The sequence below is a fragment of the Trinickia terrae genome (genome assembly GCF_005144415.1).
Classification (GTDB): domain Bacteria; phylum Pseudomonadota; class Gammaproteobacteria; order Burkholderiales; family Burkholderiaceae; genus Trinickia_A; species Trinickia_A terrae.
Genome location: NZ_SWJE01000002.1, coordinates 155660 through 172341, shown reverse-complemented (window position 1 = coordinate 172341; position 16682 = coordinate 155660). Strand labels below are relative to the sequence as shown.

The 16682-nt window shown below is 64.4% G+C and carries 19 protein-coding genes and 1 tRNA gene; 7 read left to right on the top strand and 13 right to left on the bottom strand.

What is annotated here, in order from left to right; translation table 11 throughout:
• The first annotated feature begins 45 nt into the window (after window positions 1-45).
• The 3 genes from minD to FAZ69_RS03940 all read left to right on the top strand — a co-directional run bounded on the left by minD (window position 46) and on the right by FAZ69_RS03940 (window position 1643).
• Entirely contained in the window at window positions 46-861 is an 816-nt protein-coding gene (minD, locus tag FAZ69_RS03950) for a septum site-determining protein MinD (protein ID WP_136892645.1), read from the top strand.
• Between the two features lie 15 nt (window positions 862-876).
• Window positions 877-1131, top strand: a complete 255-nt coding sequence (gene minE / locus FAZ69_RS03945) for a cell division topological specificity factor MinE (protein ID WP_074763347.1) — start codon at window positions 877-879, stop codon at window positions 1129-1131.
• 200 nt (window positions 1132-1331) lie between these two features.
• Window positions 1332-1643 (top strand): YXWGXW repeat-containing protein, encoded by a 312-nt coding sequence (locus tag FAZ69_RS03940; RefSeq protein WP_136892644.1) that lies wholly within the window; start codon window positions 1332-1334, stop codon window positions 1641-1643.
• A 122-nt stretch (window positions 1644-1765) separates the two neighbouring features.
• Here the strand turns inward: FAZ69_RS03940 and FAZ69_RS03935 are convergent, their stop codons facing one another.
• Window positions 1766-3211 (bottom strand): chloride channel protein, encoded by a 1446-nt coding sequence (locus tag FAZ69_RS03935; RefSeq protein WP_136892643.1) that lies wholly within the window; start codon window positions 3209-3211, stop codon window positions 1766-1768.
• A 329-nt stretch (window positions 3212-3540) separates the two neighbouring features.
• On the opposite strand from FAZ69_RS03935, the gene FAZ69_RS34180 reads away from it, so the two are divergent.
• The gene (locus tag FAZ69_RS34180; RefSeq protein ID WP_255451507.1) at window positions 3541-3666 is read left to right on the top strand and encodes a hypothetical protein; all 126 of its coding nucleotides are present in this window, start codon (window positions 3541-3543) and stop codon (window positions 3664-3666) included.
• 63 nt (window positions 3667-3729) lie between these two features.
• On the opposite strand, the gene FAZ69_RS03930 is transcribed toward FAZ69_RS34180, so the two are convergent.
• The 4 genes from FAZ69_RS03930 to FAZ69_RS03915 form a co-directional block, all read right to left on the bottom strand.
• Window positions 3730-3909, bottom strand: a complete 180-nt coding sequence (locus tag FAZ69_RS03930; RefSeq protein ID WP_136892642.1) for a hypothetical protein — start codon at window positions 3907-3909, stop codon at window positions 3730-3732.
• Between the two features lie 177 nt (window positions 3910-4086).
• Window positions 4087-5403 carry an MFS transporter gene (locus FAZ69_RS03925; protein ID WP_136892641.1) on the bottom strand — a complete coding sequence of 439 codons (1317 nt, stop codon included), beginning with the start codon at window positions 5401-5403 and terminating at the stop codon, window positions 4087-4089.
• Between the two features lie 222 nt (window positions 5404-5625).
• The gene (locus FAZ69_RS03920) at window positions 5626-6156 is read right to left on the bottom strand and encodes an energy transducer TonB family protein (protein ID WP_136892640.1); all 531 of its coding nucleotides are present in this window, start codon (window positions 6154-6156) and stop codon (window positions 5626-5628) included.
• Window positions 6157-6370: 214 nt separating this feature from the next.
• Window positions 6371-7150 (bottom strand): DUF3050 domain-containing protein, encoded by a 780-nt coding sequence (locus FAZ69_RS03915; RefSeq protein ID WP_136892639.1) that lies wholly within the window; start codon window positions 7148-7150, stop codon window positions 6371-6373.
• Between the two features lie 393 nt (window positions 7151-7543).
• On the opposite strand from FAZ69_RS03915, the gene FAZ69_RS03910 reads away from it, so the two are divergent.
• Window positions 7544-7831, top strand: coding sequence for a PAAR domain-containing protein (locus tag FAZ69_RS03910; RefSeq protein WP_136892638.1), 288 nt, complete (start codon window positions 7544-7546; stop codon window positions 7829-7831).
• A gap of 104 nt (window positions 7832-7935) precedes the next feature.
• Here the strand turns inward: FAZ69_RS03910 and FAZ69_RS03905 are convergent, their stop codons facing one another.
• The 8 genes from FAZ69_RS03905 to rph form a co-directional block, all read right to left on the bottom strand.
• Window positions 7936-9399: a GDL motif peptide-associated radical SAM/SPASM maturase gene (locus FAZ69_RS03905; RefSeq protein ID WP_136892637.1), complete on the bottom strand. Its 1464-nt coding sequence runs from the start codon at window positions 9397-9399 to the stop codon at window positions 7936-7938.
• 76 nt (window positions 9400-9475) lie between these two features.
• Entirely contained in the window at window positions 9476-10054 is a 579-nt protein-coding gene (locus FAZ69_RS03900) for a DUF1842 domain-containing protein (protein WP_136892636.1), read from the bottom strand.
• Between the two features lie 60 nt (window positions 10055-10114).
• Window positions 10115-10735, bottom strand: coding sequence for a DUF1842 domain-containing protein (locus FAZ69_RS03895; protein ID WP_136892635.1), 621 nt, complete (start codon window positions 10733-10735; stop codon window positions 10115-10117).
• Window positions 10736-10789: 54 nt separating this feature from the next.
• Window positions 10790-10978: a DUF1843 domain-containing protein gene (locus tag FAZ69_RS03890; RefSeq protein ID WP_136892634.1), complete on the bottom strand. Its 189-nt coding sequence runs from the start codon at window positions 10976-10978 to the stop codon at window positions 10790-10792.
• A gap of 1079 nt (window positions 10979-12057) precedes the next feature.
• A tRNA-Ser gene (locus FAZ69_RS03880) sits at window positions 12058-12147 on the bottom strand.
• Between the two features lie 61 nt (window positions 12148-12208).
• Entirely contained in the window at window positions 12209-13417 is a 1209-nt protein-coding gene (gene hemW, locus FAZ69_RS03875) for a radical SAM family heme chaperone HemW (protein WP_136892632.1), read from the bottom strand.
• Window positions 13414-14085, bottom strand: a complete 672-nt coding sequence (rdgB, locus tag FAZ69_RS03870) for an RdgB/HAM1 family non-canonical purine NTP pyrophosphatase (RefSeq protein ID WP_136892631.1) — start codon at window positions 14083-14085, stop codon at window positions 13414-13416. The genes hemW and rdgB overlap by 4 nt, the downstream gene beginning before the upstream one ends.
• A 1-nt stretch (window position 14086) precedes the next feature.
• The gene (gene rph / locus FAZ69_RS03865) at window positions 14087-14818 is read right to left on the bottom strand and encodes a ribonuclease PH (protein WP_136892630.1); all 732 of its coding nucleotides are present in this window, start codon (window positions 14816-14818) and stop codon (window positions 14087-14089) included.
• 194 nt (window positions 14819-15012) lie between these two features.
• Between rph and FAZ69_RS03860 the strand changes: the two genes are divergently transcribed.
• Window positions 15013-15936: a YicC/YloC family endoribonuclease gene (locus tag FAZ69_RS03860; protein ID WP_136892629.1), complete on the top strand. Its 924-nt coding sequence runs from the start codon at window positions 15013-15015 to the stop codon at window positions 15934-15936.
• Between the two features lie 8 nt (window positions 15937-15944).
• Window positions 15945-16667 (top strand): guanylate kinase, encoded by a 723-nt coding sequence (gene gmk / locus FAZ69_RS03855; protein WP_136892628.1) that lies wholly within the window; start codon window positions 15945-15947, stop codon window positions 16665-16667.
• Window positions 16668-16682: the final 15 nt, after the last annotated feature.

Here is a 16682-nt window from a genome sequence, read left to right as displayed (position 1 = left end):
GCCGGGCCGCGTCGAACTTAATTGACGAGAGCAGGGTAAGGATAAATGGCAAAAATCATTGTGGTGACTTCGGGCAAGGGCGGCGTGGGCAAGACGACCACGAGCGCGAGCTTCGCGTCGGGCCTCGCGCTGCGCGGCAGCAAGACGGCCGTGATCGACTTCGACGTCGGCCTGCGCAATCTCGATCTCATCATGGGCTGCGAGCGCCGCGTGGTGTACGACCTGATCAACGTGATCCAGGGCGAAGCGAACCTGAACCAGGCGCTCATCAAGGACAAGAAGTGCGAGAACCTCTTCATCCTGCCCGCCTCGCAAACGCGCGATAAAGACGCACTCACGCTCGAAGGCGTCGAGAAGGTCATCAACGACCTCATCAAGATGGACTTCGAATTCATCGTCTGCGATTCGCCGGCCGGCATCGAGTCGGGCGCGCTGCTGGCGATGCACTTCGCCGACGAAGCGCTGATCGTGACGAATCCGGAAGTGTCTTCGGTGCGCGATTCGGATCGCATTCTCGGCATCCTGTCGTCGAAGACGAAGCGCGCGATCGACGGCAAGGATCCGATCAAGGAGCACCTGCTGATCACCCGCTACAACCCGAAGCGCGTGAGCGAAGGCGAGATGCTCTCGCTGCAGGACATCCAGGAGATCCTGCGCATCGACCTGATCGGCGTGGTGCCGGAATCGGAAGCGGTGCTGCATGCGTCGAACCAGGGTCTGCCCGCGGTGCACCTGGACGGCACCGATGTCGCTGAAGCGTACAAGGATGTCGTCGGGCGCTTTCTCGGCGAAAAGAAAGAGTTGCGCTTCACCGATTACCAGAAGCCGGGCCTGTTGCAGCGCCTCTTCGGCACCAAGTAAGGGAGGCCGCACGTCATGTCGATTCTTTCGTTTTTGCTGGGCGAGAAGAAAAAATCCGCGTCCATCGCGAAGGAACGCCTGCAGCTGATCATCGCGCACGAGCGCGCGGGCGGCCATCCGCCCGCAGATTATCTGCCGGCGTTGCAGCGCGAGCTGGTGGCCGTCATCTCCAAGTACGTGAAGATCTCGGATGATGACATCCGCGTGAGCCTCGAGCGCCAGGACGACCTCGAAGTGCTCGAAGTGAAGATCGAGATTCCGCAGGCCTGAGCGTTGACGCAGCCGCGGTCGGGCTGCGATTCCTTTTCCGCATCCGCTTCTCTCGGCGCGGCGCTCAGCCGCCGCGCGGCAGCGAAAATATTCCGTTGCACTTTCGGCCGCGCCGTAACACGGCGCGTGTCGGCCAGGCCGTGACCTCGAACGCTATTGGGATAGCGCCGCAATGGCGTAACCCTAACCAAGAGGTCGACATGAAAGCACCCGTTCGCTCACTGATCGCTCAACTGGCTCTCGTGGCTGTTGGCGCGCTGACTATCGCTACCGCGTCCGCCGAGGAAGTGGTGCTGGTCGCGCCGAATGCGCCGCCTCCGGTTCGCTACGAGGCCGTGCCCGTACCGCGTGACGGCTATATCTGGGAGAAGGGCCACTGGCGTTGGGAGCACGGTCAATACGTGTGGGAACGCGGCCACTGGGAAGTCGTGCGCGTCGGCCTGCACTGGGTGCCGGGCCACTGGGCGCCGCGCGGTCCCAACTGGGTTTGGGTCACGGGCCACTGGGCCTGAGGGCGGCGGGAGATGCGCGTGAAGAGAACGCTGATTGCCGCTGTCTTGCTGGGCGTCACGCTGGCCGGCTGTATCGTGGTGCCGGCGCGGCCGGTGGTCGTCCGTCCCGCGCCGGTCGTGGTCTACTGACGCGGCGTTTCGTCTTGCGGCGCGGCCTCGGCCCGAGCTTCCTCGGCTTGGGCTTGCGCCGCAGACTCGTCCTTGGCCGGCTCCGCAGGTTCCGCCGGCTCGGGGACGCCCCCTGCTCCCGCCGTTGCCGCGCCTGCCGAGGCCATCGGCGTCATGTAGCGGTGCGCGAGCGTCTCGTAGAGCGGCGGCGCAAAAAAACGCGAGACGCGGCTCGAAATCAGCGCAGTCGCCATCAGCGAGATCACGAGCGCGTGCCCGTTGATCATCTCCATCACGATCACGAACGATGTAATCGGCGATTGCGTGACTGCCGCCAGATAGCCGACCATCGCCAGCGCGATCAGCATCTGCAGCTGCATGCTGTCGAACACCAGGTGCAGCAGATTGCCGAAGCCCGCGCCGATCGACAGCGACGGCGCGAAGATGCCGCCCGGAATGCCCGGCAGATACGAGCCGACCATCGACACCATCTTCAGGAGCGGATAGAACACCGACAGCTTTTCGTGCCCGTCGAGCAGGCCGCGCGCTTCCGCGTAGCCGCTGCCGAACGTCGTGCCGCCCGAGACCAGGCCGACGACGGCGATGGCGAGGCCGCACAGCGCGGCGAACTGGACCGGCTTGTCGCGCTGCAACTGCGCGAGCTGCGGCGGAATCCAGCGCGAGGTGTTGAGCAGCAGCCAGGAGAAGAAGCCGCCCGCGATGCCGGTCACGATTGCGGTCAGCAGCACGGCCACGGCGAGCAGGTCCGGAAAGTGCGCGCCGATCTGGATCGTGCCGAAATAGGTGTAGTTGCCGTTCAGGCCGAGCGCGATCACGCCGGCGATGATGATCGCGGTGATCAGCACGCCGCTCGTGCGCGCCTCGAAGCTGCGCGTGAGTTCCTCGATCGCGAAGACGATCCCCGCGAGCGGCGTGTTGAAGGCCGCCGACAAGCCCGCCGCCGCGCCGGCCAGCACGAGCTGCCGCTCGATCTGCGCGTTCGAGCGCGGGTAGAAGCGGCGCAGGTTGAACATCATCGCGGCTCCGACCTGCACGGTCGGGCCTTCGCGGCCGATCGTGAAGCCGCCGAGGATGCCGAGGAAGGAAACGGCGATCTTGCCGAGGAGGAGCTTGACCGTGAGCAGACGCGGACCGAGCGTCGTTGTGCCCCCATGCAGCGCGGCGATCACTTGCGGGATCCCGCTGCCTTCGGCGCCGCGAAAGAACTTGCGCGTGAGCCAGACGGAGACGGCGGCGACGGCGGGCGTCACGGCGAGCGGCAGCCACGCGTGGCGATGCTGCATCGACTGGAATGCTCCATACCCCCAGTCGATCAGTCTTGCGTATAGCACTGCGGTCAGACCGACGGCAATCGCACCCAGCCAGAAGATGCCGTAGCGGCGCCAGATGGTGCGCGCGCGTCGAAGGGCGAAAGTGTGGGGAGGCATGGCTCGGGCCATGGGATGCCTGAGATTGCAAAGTGCCGATTATACCGGCGCATATGCACGCTCAGCCCCGGCCAGCGCAAGGCTCGCGCCTCTAATTGCCGCCTTGCGGGACGCTGTCTTTGATTTGCCGCATTACACGGTTGTTAAAACTGTCGCGAATCGTTGGAGATGCCGCGCCGCGGCGTCAGCCGCACCGTGCTTGGCGTGGCTGGCTGCCCATTTCATGTAATAGACGGTCGCTCTTCACTTACAACTTGCAACGGATGCGCCGCGTCATCTCATATTTAATCGGAATCGTTCGAGGGGCACTTGGACCCATTCCGACACGACAGGAGAACAATATGAAACGCTTAACGACACTGATTGCCGGCGTGCTGCTCGCGGCGGCGCTCGGGGGCTGCGTGGTGGTACCCGGCCCGGGCTACTACGGCGGCGGCTATTATGGCCACGGTTATTACTATCGGTGAACGGGGATTCGGCGCATGCAGGCGGACGACGCACGAGGCCCCGCCGCCGGGCGGCAGGCGTCGTCAGGAAACGATGGCTTCGATCGCAACGACGGCGGCAATCGCCGCCGCGTTCGCGAGAATGGCTTCGACGACGATGCCGCGCCACGTCATGGGCCGAAAGCGGATCGCAAGCAGCAAGGCGCCCAGGAGCGCAAGCGCAATGATGGCCACGACGTCTGCGTTATGAAGATGGATGTTCATCGTCGGCTCCCGTTGGTTTGTTGGAAACGATGGGTGGCGCTTTTTGCCCGATGGCTGGCGAATCCAGTATAGGCAGGTCAAAAAGCTCGGCAACACAGGAAAACCACGTAGGCGCGCGCACCATAGGCAAGTGGCGCGCCGGCAGGAGCGGTCTTCGAGGCGCGGCCGAAGCGTCGATTACATCAGCCTGGCGTCGCGCGTTTCGCGCATGCACAGCACGCCGAGCAGGCTGAGCGCGGCCGCGGCGGACACATACGCGCCGACCCACGCGAGCCCGCCATGCGCGGCGAGCAGCTGCGCGATATAAGGCGCGACCGACGCGCCCAGAATCCCGCCGAGGTTGTAAGAGACGCCCGCGCCCGTGTAGCGCACGTTGGTCGGGAAGAGCTCCGGCAGCAGCGCGCCCATCGGCGCGAACGTGATCCCCATCAGGAACAGCTCGATGATCAGGAACAGCGCGACGAGCGGCAGCGAGCCGCTGCCGAGCAGCGGAGCCATGGCGAATCCCGACAGGATCGCCCCGGCGATGCCTGCGATCAGCACGGGCTTGCGGCCGAAGCGGTCGCTGGCCCAGGCGGAGAGCGGCGTCGCGAGCGCCATGAAGACCACGGCCAGGCACAGCATGCCGAGAAAGCTCGGACGCGGGATATGCAAGGCCGACACGCCATACGACAGCGAGAACACCGTCGAGATGTAGAAGAGCGTGTAGCAGACGACCATCGCGAGCGCGCCGAGCAGCGTCGGCCGCCAGTGATGCGCGACGAGCGACGCGAGCGGCACGCGCACGCGCTCGCGCCGGTCGATGGCGGCCTGGAAGGCGGGCGTCTCGGCGATCTTGAGTCGCACATAGAGGCCGAGCGCGACGAGCACGGCAGAGACGAGGAACGGCACGCGCCAGCCCCAGCTGCGGAACTGCGCGTCGGAGAGCGCGAGCGCCAGGCCGAAGAAGAGCCCGTTCGAGGCGAGAAAGCCGACTGACGGCCCCAGTTGCGGAAACATCCCGAACCAGCCGCGCTTGCCGGCGGGCGCGTTCTCGGTGGCGAGCAGCGCCGCGCCGCCCCATTCGCCGCCGAGGCCGATGCCCTGGCCGAAACGCAGGATGCACAGGAGGATCGGCGCGAGGCTGCCGATCGCGTCGTAGCCGGGAACGAAGCCGATGAGCGTCGTCGAGACGCCCATCACGAGCAGCGAGGCGACGAGCGTCGATTTGCGGCCGATGCGGTCGCCGAAGTGCCCGAACAGGAACGAGCCGATTGGCCGCGCGACGAACGCGATGCCGAACGTGACGAAGGCGGACAGCGCCTGCGCGGTGGCCGAGCCGTGCGGGAAGAACACGGGGCCGATGACGAGCGCGGCGGCGGTCGCGTAGACGTAGAAGTCATAGAACTCGATCGCGGTGCCGATGAAGCTCGCGAAGATGACGCGCGAGCGGCTGGTTCCGGCGGCGGCGCTGGGCGCGGATGCTGCGGCGTGCGATGACGGGGAAGATGACATTGGGGTCTCCAATTGTCTCGACGCATGCGTCGAGCGTCTTTGGTTCGAGTTCAGGGAGCTCGATACTACCGCGGCGCGCGGTGGGCAGCGCGGTAAGCATCGGAAACCAGGGAGCGGCCGCCGGTGCGCGGCCGGATAGGCTGGCGCCGGGAGCGGTGCCGGGTAGTCCCGGCAGGTGGGTCGGAAAATTATAGCGAGTGCGTCGAGCGCGCGCTCGCTGGCTCAATTGATCGTTTGCGCTTGTGGAGAGGCGAGCTCGCGCAACTGGAACTTGCCGTTGTCGTTGAAGAGCCAGTCCTCGAAGAGTTCCAGTTGCCCGCGGCCGTTGAGCAGCTTCTCCGGCGGCTGCGGCAGCGGCGCCGCGCGCCGCAGCGTCGCGAGCGCGGTGCTCTCGGCTTCGTCGTCGCCGTTGGTCCGGTACACCGCGGACTGGAGCACGCGCCCGTCGCGATCGACAGTGAACGAGACCACGACGAGCGAGCGCAGCATCGCCTGCGGCATGCCTTGCAACACGTACGACGGGTTGCGTTCGGCGATGCGCTGCGCGACCGCGGCGCGGTATTGATCGAGCGTCGCGCTGTTGACGGCGGCGGGCGGCGGCAAGGCCGAGACCGCCGGCCGCTCCGGCGGCGTGAGCGTGAACGTGCATCCGGCTGCGAGCAGCGCAGCGCCGAGCGCGATCGTGCGCGAAGCGCTGCTGCGCCATCCACCGCCGGCGCGCGCGGTGCGAGATCGATTGAGGTCGGTGTCCATGGTCCTGTGCCGTTCTTGATGATGGCGTGACTCAAGCGTAGTCAATCGCGCGCGGCAGCGCATCCGCATTCACTCTCATTGCGCGTGCGCGCGAACGGGAGCGGTGCCGCTTTTCATCGAGCGCTTTTCTTTGAACGGTTGATGGCACGCATGCCGCCTTTCTCGAGTGGGTCAGGCCATGAAGCGCATCCCGCGCAGCGGCGCGGGATGCGCTTCATGCAACGGATGTGCGCGCGCGGTCGAGATGGGCGAAGAGACCGTCCCACAGAGCGATGCGCTCGTCGATGGCCGCGAGGCCGGCTTCGAGCGCTTGCGCGTGCCGCGTTGGGGCGTTGCCCGCCGTCTCGCGGATCATCGCGCGCGCCGCGGGCCCATGCTCGCCGGAATCGACTTCGATGTGCCGGTCGAGGTAGTAGGCGAGGAGCGGAGTCGATGCACGCTCGATCCGCCACTCGTCGAGCAGCGTGCGAAACATGTCGGGAATGACGTTCTCGCGGCCATAGAAGAAGTTGCCGAGCACCTGGTGCGTCTCGCCGTCGACGCAGGTCGAAAGCGTCGCTTCGACGAAGCGGCGCACCGGCGCCGGCGCATCGACGGCCGCCAGTGCGGCCGTCACCGTGAAGCCCGAGCGCAGCAGCGAAATCATGTGCTCGACGCGCTTGGTCGAGGCGCCGACGTCGCGCATCGCGTGCAGGTAGAGATCGAAATGGCTCATGTGGCCGAGCGGCGTCTCGTCCGATTCCTCGCCGAGCACGATCTCGTTGATGAGGCGCGCGGCCGCTGCGCTGCGCGGCGCGATCCAGGGCACGGCGACCGTCGTGAGGTCGGCCTGCAGGCGCTTGACGAGCGACATGAAATCCCACACCGCGAACACGTGCCATTCCATGAAGGTGCGCAGTTCGTCGATGTCGCGAATGGCGCTGAATACCGGATGGTGAGCGAGTTTATCGTGCTGTTCTTTGATTCTCGATTCGAGCAAATCAAGGTGATTCATGGTTTATCCCCGATGGCAGAAAGCGCGGACCGAAACGGCGATGCACTCGAAAGAGCGTGGCCGTGATGCGCCATGCGTTTTTAGCCGCTATTCGGCATGGAGAATACCTGGACGCTTTGACAGGTTGCAGATCGGTCTCCGGGGAGCGGGGGCGCGCCGAAGGAGCGGTGCGAACGAATCGAGAATGGGTCCGATTGTTAAATCTGCAACTCGGGTATTTTTCCCGAAATGGCGTTTGCTGCTATCGCGCCAGGAAATAAATTCCCGTTCTGTGACGACGCCATTCAAGCCGATTGATCGGGCAATGCAATCCTTAATAAAATCGCGGTTGTGTTATTGCCCGCCCGTTAATCCCCATATCGCCGTTTGTCACGGCGAGACGCGAATCTCACCATGAAACGATATCTGATCCTGAACGGCGACAAGACGACCGCGAACGGCGTCGTGCAAGCCAAGTCGACCACGGTTCAACTGCACGGCAAGGACGTTGCGCACGAAAACGACGAGGTGGCGTGCCCCGCGTGCCACTCGACAGGGAAGATCCAATGCGAGGGGCCGCGCCAGGTGATGACCGCGCCGGATGGCCGGCGCGCCGCACTGAGCGACGACTTGTGCATTTGCCAATGCAGCCCGCCGCCGAAACTGGTGGCGTCGCAGCAAGTGATGTCGGTCGATGCTTGAAATTGGATAGCGGCTTCTCGTGGCATCTAATTCTCGGGCCAGCAGATCGGCGGGAAGTAGGCGAATCCCGGCCGAAGAAGGCGGGCGTTAGCGCGCCAAATTGTTTACGTCGAGGCCGGTAAGCCAAGCAACTGCTCGAGCTTGTTCATCAACGCATGACGGTATTCCGTCTCCTGCCGGTGGACCTGCGCCGAGGCTTCGACGTCGGCGCCGCAATGCGGGCACGTGTGCTCACCCGGGTAGATGTAGCCGTTGCAGCTGCGGCACAGATCGAGCTGCGGCGGCACCCGTCCGACGTCGGGCGAGCGCTTGCCCTTGTTCTTCCAGGCCAGTTCGATGACTTGCCCCGACCGCACGATGCTCGACACGGGCTCGCCATCGGCGATGCGCTCGGTCACGAGGTCGAAGCGGCCGACCGCGAAGGACGCGGCGCCCGCCTCCTGAATCTTGACGATGCGCTCCCGCAGCCCCTGCTTTTGCAGCTCCAGCGCACGGTAGTGGCAGTAGGGATTGTTGCCCGGCTTGCCGAGCAGCGAGTGCGAGGTCCAGGTGCAGCCGCCACGGCACACGTCGGCGTAGTAGCAGGTGCGGCAGAAGCCCCACATGTCGTCCACCGAGCGCAGCCGCCCGAAATGGATGGCCTCGCTGGTGCGCCAGATGTCTTCCAGCGACAGGTCGCGCACATTGCCGCCGGCAAAGCCGACCGTCGCCAGCGACGGGCAGCCCTTGACCGTGCCGTCGGCTTCGAGCGCGAGCACCGTCGTGCCCGCCGCGCACCCGCTCCAATGCACGCGCTCGTCGCCGAAGCCGCGCCACAGGTGCTCGTAGGGGCCGTAATAGCCGATGTTGTTGCCGACGTTCATCAGCAGTCCGCGGCTCACGCCTTCCTTGTAGAGCTTCGCGAGGAGCGGCATCAGGTCGAGCAGTTGGTAGGGCTGGAGCAGCAGCTCGTCGTTGTCGACGGCGTTGCCCATGGCGACAGTCAGCTGAATCTGCCAATGCGTGGCGCCCAGCTCGATGATGGTGTCCATCAGGGCTGGAAGGTCGCTCATGGTCGCGGCGCCGATCTGGGTGTTGACGCTGATGGCAAGGCCCGCCGCGCGGGCGCGCTTGAGCGTGTCCACGGCGCGGTCGAACGAGCCGGGCACGTTGCGCACCTTGTCATGCAGCGGCGCCAGCCCGTCGAGCGAAACGCCGATGCCGTTGAGGCCGGCTTCGACCGCCTCTTCGAGCCGCTTGGGGTTCAGGTTGCGTCCGCCGGTCTGGATCGCGCAATACATGCCGTGCGAGCGGATCGAGCGGATCAACTGCGTCCAGTCCTTACGGAGATAGGCTTCGCCGCCGATCAGCGAAATCTCGCGAGTGCCCAGCCGGGCGAGCGATTCGATGACTTCCAGACACTCCTCGGTATTCAGCTCGTCCGTCCGCCTGCGGCCGGCGCGGGACCCGCAGTGCAAGCACTTGAGGTCGCAGGCCAGTGTGATCTCCCAGACGACGTGAACAGGGACGTAGCGCTGGAAGTCGTTGTCGCTCAGGTAACGGGCAGGGGTCTGGCTGGTCGTGGTCATCTCGCTTCGCTCTCGTTGTGGAGCCGCCGCGTGCCCGGTCTTGCGGCCGGGCACGCGGCGGCGAACCGGCCTGCGCTCAGGCGTGGCCTTCGAGCCGGGCAATTTCGGCGTTCAGCTTGTCGAGTTCCGCCTTGATGGTTTCAGTATCGGCGAGCTGCTGCTCGGCCAGGGCGGCCAGCTGCTTCATCTGGCTCAGGTTCCCGGTTGCCTTCGATTGCTGGAGGCTGACGGCGTACATCGGCACGACGTGGTTGGGCGGCGTGGGCAGCGTCTCCTTTTCCAAGGTCACGGTCGCGTTTTCGACCGCATGCCAGCGGTGGCCGTCGAAGTAGCGGTAGCTGGCCTGGCCGGACTGCCACTGGTGCAGGGCGCCGTGGAAGTGGAAGGTCTCGGCGATCTGGCTGTACTGGCCGCTCGGATTGCCGTCCAGCGTCAGAATGTTGAGCTCTTGCGCCGGCACCGGCTGCACGGTGTTGAAGGTCCCCCAGACGTCCGCGCGGAATTCCAGCGGCGGGTTGGTGGTCTGGGTGATTCTGGCGATGCCGTTGACCTTTTTGTTCGGGGTGTCGACCACGAGCGACAGGGTCAGCAGCGGGCCGCCGATGACGGGCGTTGCGACGGAATAGGTGACGTGAAAAAGACTGGGTTGGGACATGGCGATAACTCCGGGAAGGAATAAGCGGGTGGTGGCGAAGCCTGATCGTTCGAGTGACGGCTAGCCGCCGAGCTTGCCGATTTCGGCCTTGAGCGCCGCCAGTGCGGAGGTGATGTCGTCGCGGCTGTTCAACTGCTGCTGGGCGAACGCCGCCAGTGCCTTCATCTGCGCCAGATCGCCGGATGCCCGTGATTGCTGAAGGGACGGGCCGTACAGCGTTTGCATCCGGTTGCCCACGCTGAGCGAACCCGGGATGACCGGACCTGGCTCCAGCGGCACGAATTCGCGATCGATCTTGGCCGGCACGTTCGCCACTTCATGCCAGCTCCCGTTGTCCCAATACTCGTAGGTGGCGACGCCGGTCTGCCAGTCGCTGTTGAGCAGCAGACGCAGCTTGAACGTAACCATCGAGTTGGAGGTGGGGCCGCCGCTGTTGCCTTCGGCGGTCACCAGGATGCGCGAATTGACCGGCGGCATGAGCGTCAGGTAGGTGTAGCTGCCCCAGACGTCGGCGTGAAAGTCGAGCGGGGGATTCACGGCCTGCGTGACCGCCGCCGTGCCGACGACGCGGCGCTCGGGCGTATCGACGAGCAGGTTGAGGCCCAGGCTTGGCGCTCCCGCCATTCCAGTGCCGATCAGATAACGAACCGGGAACAGCCCAACGGGATTGCTTGCAGACATGCCGCCTCCTAGAGTCGAGATTTCAATGAACAGCGACGCGAAAACGCCGCCGGATTAAACGCGTTCGAGCTTGGCGATTTCTACTTTGAGAAACTCGATCGCGGTGAGCAAATCGCCTTGTTGCTCGGCGACCGATTCGGCCTGGGTAAGCAGGGATTTCATATTCTTCAGGTCGCCTTCGGCGATGGCTTGATGAATGGCCACACCATAAGGGGTAATGGGGTGTTGGGATTTTTGGTTCATCTCTCCTCCGTAATGGGTCAAACGAGACCTGCTGCGTAATCTAATGTGCGAGGAGACGGGTAAATAGCTGATAGGGTTGACAGGATTTGGAGATCGCTGTGATCTTAATTCGTAAAAACCCGTAGATGGGCTGTTTATGTTTATTGGTTTTTTGCTCGCGCGAGATAATAAGTGGGATGTTTCGCTTTTTAAGCACTCCCGGGATTTCGCATGGATGGCGGCGGCAGCGGTTGCCGGCGCTGGGGCTAAATTTCGTTCGAATTGTTGCACCCTTCAGGCTGGCGGGAGACACCCGTCAAGCGTGATAGGTGCGCGCCGAAATCCTTCAGGCATAGCTTCGCCAATAACGATAAGTTTCAACAGTCAATCTCGCTGTTTTTGTCGACCGGGGCTGTTATGAAACGTTTGCACTCGGCTATTCGCTGAAGCAGCCTGTGATGTATCCGGTTTTTTGCAACCAATCGAAAACCCGTCTACCTGGATGCTGCGGCCGGTGTGCAGAAGATTTACGAATATGGTGCGGCAGTCGGTGTGACCGGTAGTCAACACTTGCGGCTGCGGTTGTTTAAGCGCATGTGCCATCGGCAGATTTTGACAAACGACCGATAGTTATCTGTAAGCGAATATGCGGATGCCCGAGTTGCCGGAGCGACTCGTTGACGCAGCACAAGACGCTTACACTCTGATCGTGCTCGTGACCGGGGAGTACCTGGACGACCATGCTAATCAGGAGCGAACAAAGATCGCGTTGCCCAAGCGAATATGCATGGTTTGCATCAGTACATGGATTTGGAGCGACCTCAGGGGGGCGGCTTTCCGACGGATTTCAAGTGCTTGGGCGTCGAACTAGGATCGTTCGGAAACGTCGGCGAATGCTGGTTCTGCTTGCCCGCTGTCATGTAACGAATTTCGTCGATGTCCACGGTGAAGACGTTCCAGCCGGGGCGTTTCCAATGACAGTCGTTGGAGGGGCGCTGCCGAGGCGCGAGGGATGAGCTGATCCTTTGATAGCCGACTTTGTAGCTGGAATACCGGGCGCTCAGGAGATTTCTTTTCAATCAATCTGTTGCGGTATTTTCTGGCGGAGGGCGTGGGATTCGAACCCACGAAGGCCGTAAAGCCTTGCCGGTTTTCAAGACCGGTGCATTCAACCGCTCTGCCAGCCCTCCGAGGGTCGCCATTGTAGCGCGAAATAGCGCACCCGCTTTCGGTGCGCGCTATTTTCGTCTCTTAGTCCTTCAAAAAAAGCGACTGAAGGTCGTTGAGGAAGCGCTGCCCGAGCGGCGTCGGCGCGATCTTCTCGAAGTCTCGCGTGATGAGCCCGCGCCGCTCCGCTTCCTGCAGCGCCGGCTCGATCGACGTCATCGGCAATCCCGTGCGCTCGATGAAGCGATGCACCGGAAACCCTTCGGCGAGCCGCAGCGCGTTCAACATGAACTCGAACGGCAGATCGTGCGCGCCGACTTCATGCTCTTCCTGAACGGGTGTGCCGGCGCGCGCCTGTTCGATGAACGTCGCCGGATGCTTGTAGCGCGCCTGCCGCACGACGCGGTTCGGAAACGACAGCTTCGTGTGGGCGCCCGCGCCGATCCCCAGGTAGTCGCCGAAGCGCCAGTAGTTGAGGTTGTGCTTGCATTGCCGATGGGGCGTTGCATACGCGGACACCTCGTAGCGCTCGTAGCCTGCCGCCGCAGTGCGCTCGAGAATCCAGTCCTGCATGTCGGCCGACGCGTCGTCGTCCGGCAGAGCGGGCGGGAACTTCGCGAACAGCGTGTTCGGCTCGAGCGTCAGGTGATACAGCGACAGATGCGGCGGCGCGAACGACAGCGCCGTCTCGATGTCGGCGCGGCATTCCTCTAGCGTCTGCTGCGGCAGCGCGAACATCAGGTCGAGGTTGAAGTTGTCGAAATGCTTCGCGGCGATCTCGACGGCATGGCGCGCCTGCGAGGTGTCGTGGATGCGGCCGAGCGCCTTCAGGTGCGCCTCGTTGAAGCTCTGGATGCCGACCGACAGCCGGTTCACGCCGCTCGCGCGAAACTGCGCGAACTTCTCGGCCTCGAAGGTGCCCGGGTTCGCTTCGAGCGTGATCTCGGCGTCGGCGTCGAGCGGCAGCAGCGCGCGCACGTCCGACAGCAGCCGGTCGAGCCCACGCGCGGACAACAGGCTCGGCGTGCCTCCGCCGATGAACACCGTATGCACCTGCCGTCCCCAGACGAGCGGCAGCGCCTGTTCGAGATCGGCGCGCAGCGCGTCGAGATAGTCGTCTTCGGGAAAGCGCTCGCCTTTCCATTCGTGCGAGTTGAAGTCGCAATACGGACACTTGCGCACGCACCACGGGAAGTGCACGTAGAGCGCGAGCGGCGGCAGCGAGCTCAGGCGGATGCTGCCCGGCGCGACGAACGCCTTGATCACGCCGGCGCCGGTCGATTGCACGCTCACGCGTCCTCCGAGAGCCGCGCGAGCAACGCGCGCAGCGCGATCGCGCGGTGGCTGCACGAGTTCTTCACGGCAGGATCGAGCTCGGCGGCGCTCGCGTTCAGTCGCGGAATGAAGAAGTAGGGGTCGTAGCCGAAGCCGTTTTCGCCTTGCGGGGTATCGAGGATTTCACCATGCCAGCGGCCTTCGGCGATCAGCGGCTCGGGGTCGTCGGCGTGGCGCACGAGCGTGAGCACGCAGTAGTAGTACGCGCGGCGATCGGCTTCGTCCTTCAACTGCTCGACGAGGCGCGCGTTGTTCGCCGCATCGCTTTTTTCGCCGCCGGCGAGCTGCGCGTAGCGCGCCGAGTAGACGCCAGGCGCCCCAAGGAGCGAGCGCACGCACAGGCCGGAATCGTCGGCGAGCGCGGGCAGGCCGGTCTCCTTCGATGCGTGGCGCGCCTTCGCGAGCGCGTTTTCGACAAAAGTCGGATGCGGCTCCGCGGCTTCCGATACGCCGAGCTCGCCCTGCGCGACGAGCTCGATGCCCGCGGCGCTTGCGAGCGCCGCGAATTCGCGCAGCTTGCCCGGATTGTTCGACGCGAGGACGACGCGCTTGAGCGGCGCGCTCGTGCTTCTCGCGCCGGCCGATGGCCAGAATGCGCTGCTTTGCGCTTGCGGACGATCGCTCACTTTAGGCTCCCAGTGCTTCTTTCTGTTTCTGGATCAACTGCGTAATACCGCTTTGCGCGAGATCGAGCAGCCGGTTCATCTCGTCGCGCGAGAACGGAACGCCTTCGGCGGTGCCCTGGATTTCGACGAAGCCGCCTTCGCCCGTCATGACGACGTTCATGTCCGTGTCGCACTGCGAATCTTCGTCGTAGTCGAGATCGAGCACGGGCGTGCTTTCGTAGACGCCGACCGAGATTGCGGCCACGTAGTCGGTGATCGGCGATTGCTCGATGCGGCCCGCCGCGAGCAGCTTCGCGACGGCATCGTGCGCGGCGACGAACGCGCCGGTGATGCTCGCGGTGCGCGTGCCGCCGTCGGCCTGGATCACGTCGCAGTCGATGTGCAGCGTGCGCGGGCCGAGCCGCCCGAGATCGAACACCGAGCGCAGCGCGCGGCCGATCAGGCGCTGGATTTCCTGTGTGCGTCCCGTCTGCTTGCCGCGCGCGGCTTCGCGGTCGCTGCGCGTGTGCGTCGCGCGCGGCAGCATGCCGTATTCGGCCGTGAGCCATCCCTGGCCCCGATCACGCAGGAACTCGGGCACGCGCTCGGCGACGCTCGCCGTGCAGATCACTTTCGTGTCGCCGAATTCGACGAGCACCGAACCTTCCGCATGCTTCGTGTAATGGCGCGTGATGCGCACGTGGCGCAATGCGTCGGCGCGGCGGCCGCTGGGGCGCTGGATGGTGTCGGTCATGTCGGAGGAGAGAGGAGGGAAAACCTGGATTTTACCGCTGATCGAATCGCGCCAACGCCGCGCCGGAGCATCGCCGGCCTGAACCAAGCGCGATCGGTAAAAATGGGATAATGCGCGTTCAACGCCTTGCGCCTCGTACGCGCCGGGCGTCTCCAGACAACCGGCCGCATACGGCCTCTATCGCGAGACGAACGATGATCTACAGCATGACAGGCTACGCGAGCGCGACGCGCGAGCTCGCGGCTGCCACAGGCGCCGGCGGCGCGAGCGTATCGGTTGAGTTGCGCACGGTGAACTCGCGCTTTCTCGACCTCAATTTCCGGATGCCCGAAGACGTTCGCACCTGTGAGCCGACGTTGCGCGAGATGCTGATGAACAAGCTCTCGCGCGGCAAGGTCGACATCCGGATCAACCTGCAGCGCAGCGAGCAGACGGCGAGCGCAGGCTCGCTCAATCGCGACGCGCTCGACCAGCTGGCCACGCTCGAGCGCGCGGTGCTCGAATCGTTTCCCGGCGCCGAGCGCATGCGCACCGGTGAAATCCTGCGCTGGCCCGGTGTGCTCGCCGAGAGCGGCGTGTCGCCGGAAGACCTGCGCGACGCCGTGCTCGCGTGCGGCAAGCAGGCGATCCACGAATTGATCGATGTGCGCGCGCGCGAAGGCGCGCAACTCGCCGCGATGCTGCTCAATAACGTCACCGAGATGGAAGCGATCGTGCAGCGGATCACGCCGCTCGTGCCGGAGCTGATCGCCAAGCATCAGCAGAAGATCGTCGAGCGCCTGCAGGAAGCGCTCGGCATCGCCGCGCCCGATTCCGCCGCGACGATCGTGTCGCGCGAAGAGATCGCGGAGCGCATTCGCCAGGAAGTGACGATGTACGGTATTCGCATCGACATCGCCGAGGAGCTGTCGCGCCTCACCGCGCATTTGAACGAAACGCGTCACGTCATCGAGAAGGGCGGCAAGGTCGGCAAGCGGCTCGACTTCATGATGCAGGAGCTCAACCGCGAAGCGAACACGCTCGGCTCGAAGGCGGCGGCGAAGGAGCTCGCCGATTCGTCGATGACGCTCAAGCTGCTGATCGAACAGATGCGCGAACAAGTGCAGAACCTGGAGTGACCACGCACATGACCGACCACACCCACCAACCGCAAGAACCGCACGAAGCGAACCCGGGCGGCGGCGCGCGCAAGGCGCCGCGCAATCCGTACGCGGGCGTTTATCCCGGCAACCTGTTCATGGTCGTGGCGCCTTCGGGCGCCGGCAAGTCCACGCTCGTGAACGCGCTGCTTGCGCAAGATCCGGCCATCCGTCTGTCGATTTCGTACACGACGCGCAACCCGCGTCCCGGCGAGCAGGACGGCCAGCACTACCACTTCACGACCGTCGACGATTTCCTGGCGCGCCATGCGCAAGGCGAGTTCCTCGAAAGCGCGGAAGTGCACGGCAACTACTACGCGACTTCGCGCCTGTGGATCGAAGAGCAGATGAAAATCGGCCATGACGTGCTGCTCGAAATCGACTGGCAGGGCGCGCAGCAGGTGAAGAAGCAGTTTCGCAATGCGGTCGAGATCTTCATTCTGCCGCCCTCGCTCAACGCGCTCGAAGAGCGCCTGAAAAAGCGCGGCCAGGACGAGCCGAACGTGATCACACGCCGCCTGCTTGCCGCGGGCAGCGAGATCGCGCATGCATCGGAAGCCGAGTACGTGTTGATCAACGAGCACTTCGATCAGGCGCTCGCGGAACTGCGATGCCTGGTTGCCGCGACGCGCCTGCGCTTCGCGTCGCAATACGCGCGCCACGCGTCGCTTTTCGTCGAGCTCGGCATCCACTTGCCGCACGCCGACTGAGGCGGGCGCTTGCGC

Bases quoted from the DNA above. Each gene is read 5' to 3' on its own strand.
- minD (WP_136892645.1), top strand. From the start codon at position 46: ATGGCAAAAATCATTGTGGTGACTTCGGGCAAGGGCGGCGTGGGCAAG.
- minE (WP_074763347.1), top strand. From the start codon at position 877: ATGTCGATTCTTTCGTTTTTGCTGGGCGAGAAGAAAAAATCCGCGTCC.
- FAZ69_RS03940 (WP_136892644.1), top strand. From the start codon at position 1,332: ATGAAAGCACCCGTTCGCTCACTGATCGCTCAACTGGCTCTCGTGGCT.
- FAZ69_RS03935 (WP_136892643.1), bottom strand. From the start codon at position 3,211: ATGGCCCGAGCCATGCCTCCCCACACTTTCGCCCTTCGACGCGCGCGC.
- FAZ69_RS34180 (WP_255451507.1), top strand. From the start codon at position 3,541: ATGAAACGCTTAACGACACTGATTGCCGGCGTGCTGCTCGCGGCGGCG.
- FAZ69_RS03930 (WP_136892642.1), bottom strand. From the start codon at position 3,909: ATGAACATCCATCTTCATAACGCAGACGTCGTGGCCATCATTGCGCTT.
- FAZ69_RS03925 (WP_136892641.1), bottom strand. From the start codon at position 5,403: ATGTCATCTTCCCCGTCATCGCACGCCGCAGCATCCGCGCCCAGCGCC.
- FAZ69_RS03920 (WP_136892640.1), bottom strand. From the start codon at position 6,156: ATGGACACCGACCTCAATCGATCTCGCACCGCGCGCGCCGGCGGTGGA.
- FAZ69_RS03915 (WP_136892639.1), bottom strand. From the start codon at position 7,150: ATGAATCACCTTGATTTGCTCGAATCGAGAATCAAAGAACAGCACGAT.
- FAZ69_RS03910 (WP_136892638.1), top strand. From the start codon at position 7,544: ATGAAACGATATCTGATCCTGAACGGCGACAAGACGACCGCGAACGGC.
- FAZ69_RS03905 (WP_136892637.1), bottom strand. From the start codon at position 9,399: ATGACCACGACCAGCCAGACCCCTGCCCGTTACCTGAGCGACAACGAC.
- FAZ69_RS03900 (WP_136892636.1), bottom strand. From the start codon at position 10,054: ATGTCCCAACCCAGTCTTTTTCACGTCACCTATTCCGTCGCAACGCCC.
- FAZ69_RS03895 (WP_136892635.1), bottom strand. From the start codon at position 10,735: ATGTCTGCAAGCAATCCCGTTGGGCTGTTCCCGGTTCGTTATCTGATC.
- FAZ69_RS03890 (WP_136892634.1), bottom strand. From the start codon at position 10,978: ATGAACCAAAAATCCCAACACCCCATTACCCCTTATGGTGTGGCCATT.
- rph (WP_136892630.1), bottom strand. From the start codon at position 14,818: ATGACCGACACCATCCAGCGCCCCAGCGGCCGCCGCGCCGACGCATTG.
- FAZ69_RS03860 (WP_136892629.1), top strand. From the start codon at position 15,013: ATGATCTACAGCATGACAGGCTACGCGAGCGCGACGCGCGAGCTCGCG.
- gmk (WP_136892628.1), top strand. From the start codon at position 15,945: ATGACCGACCACACCCACCAACCGCAAGAACCGCACGAAGCGAACCCG.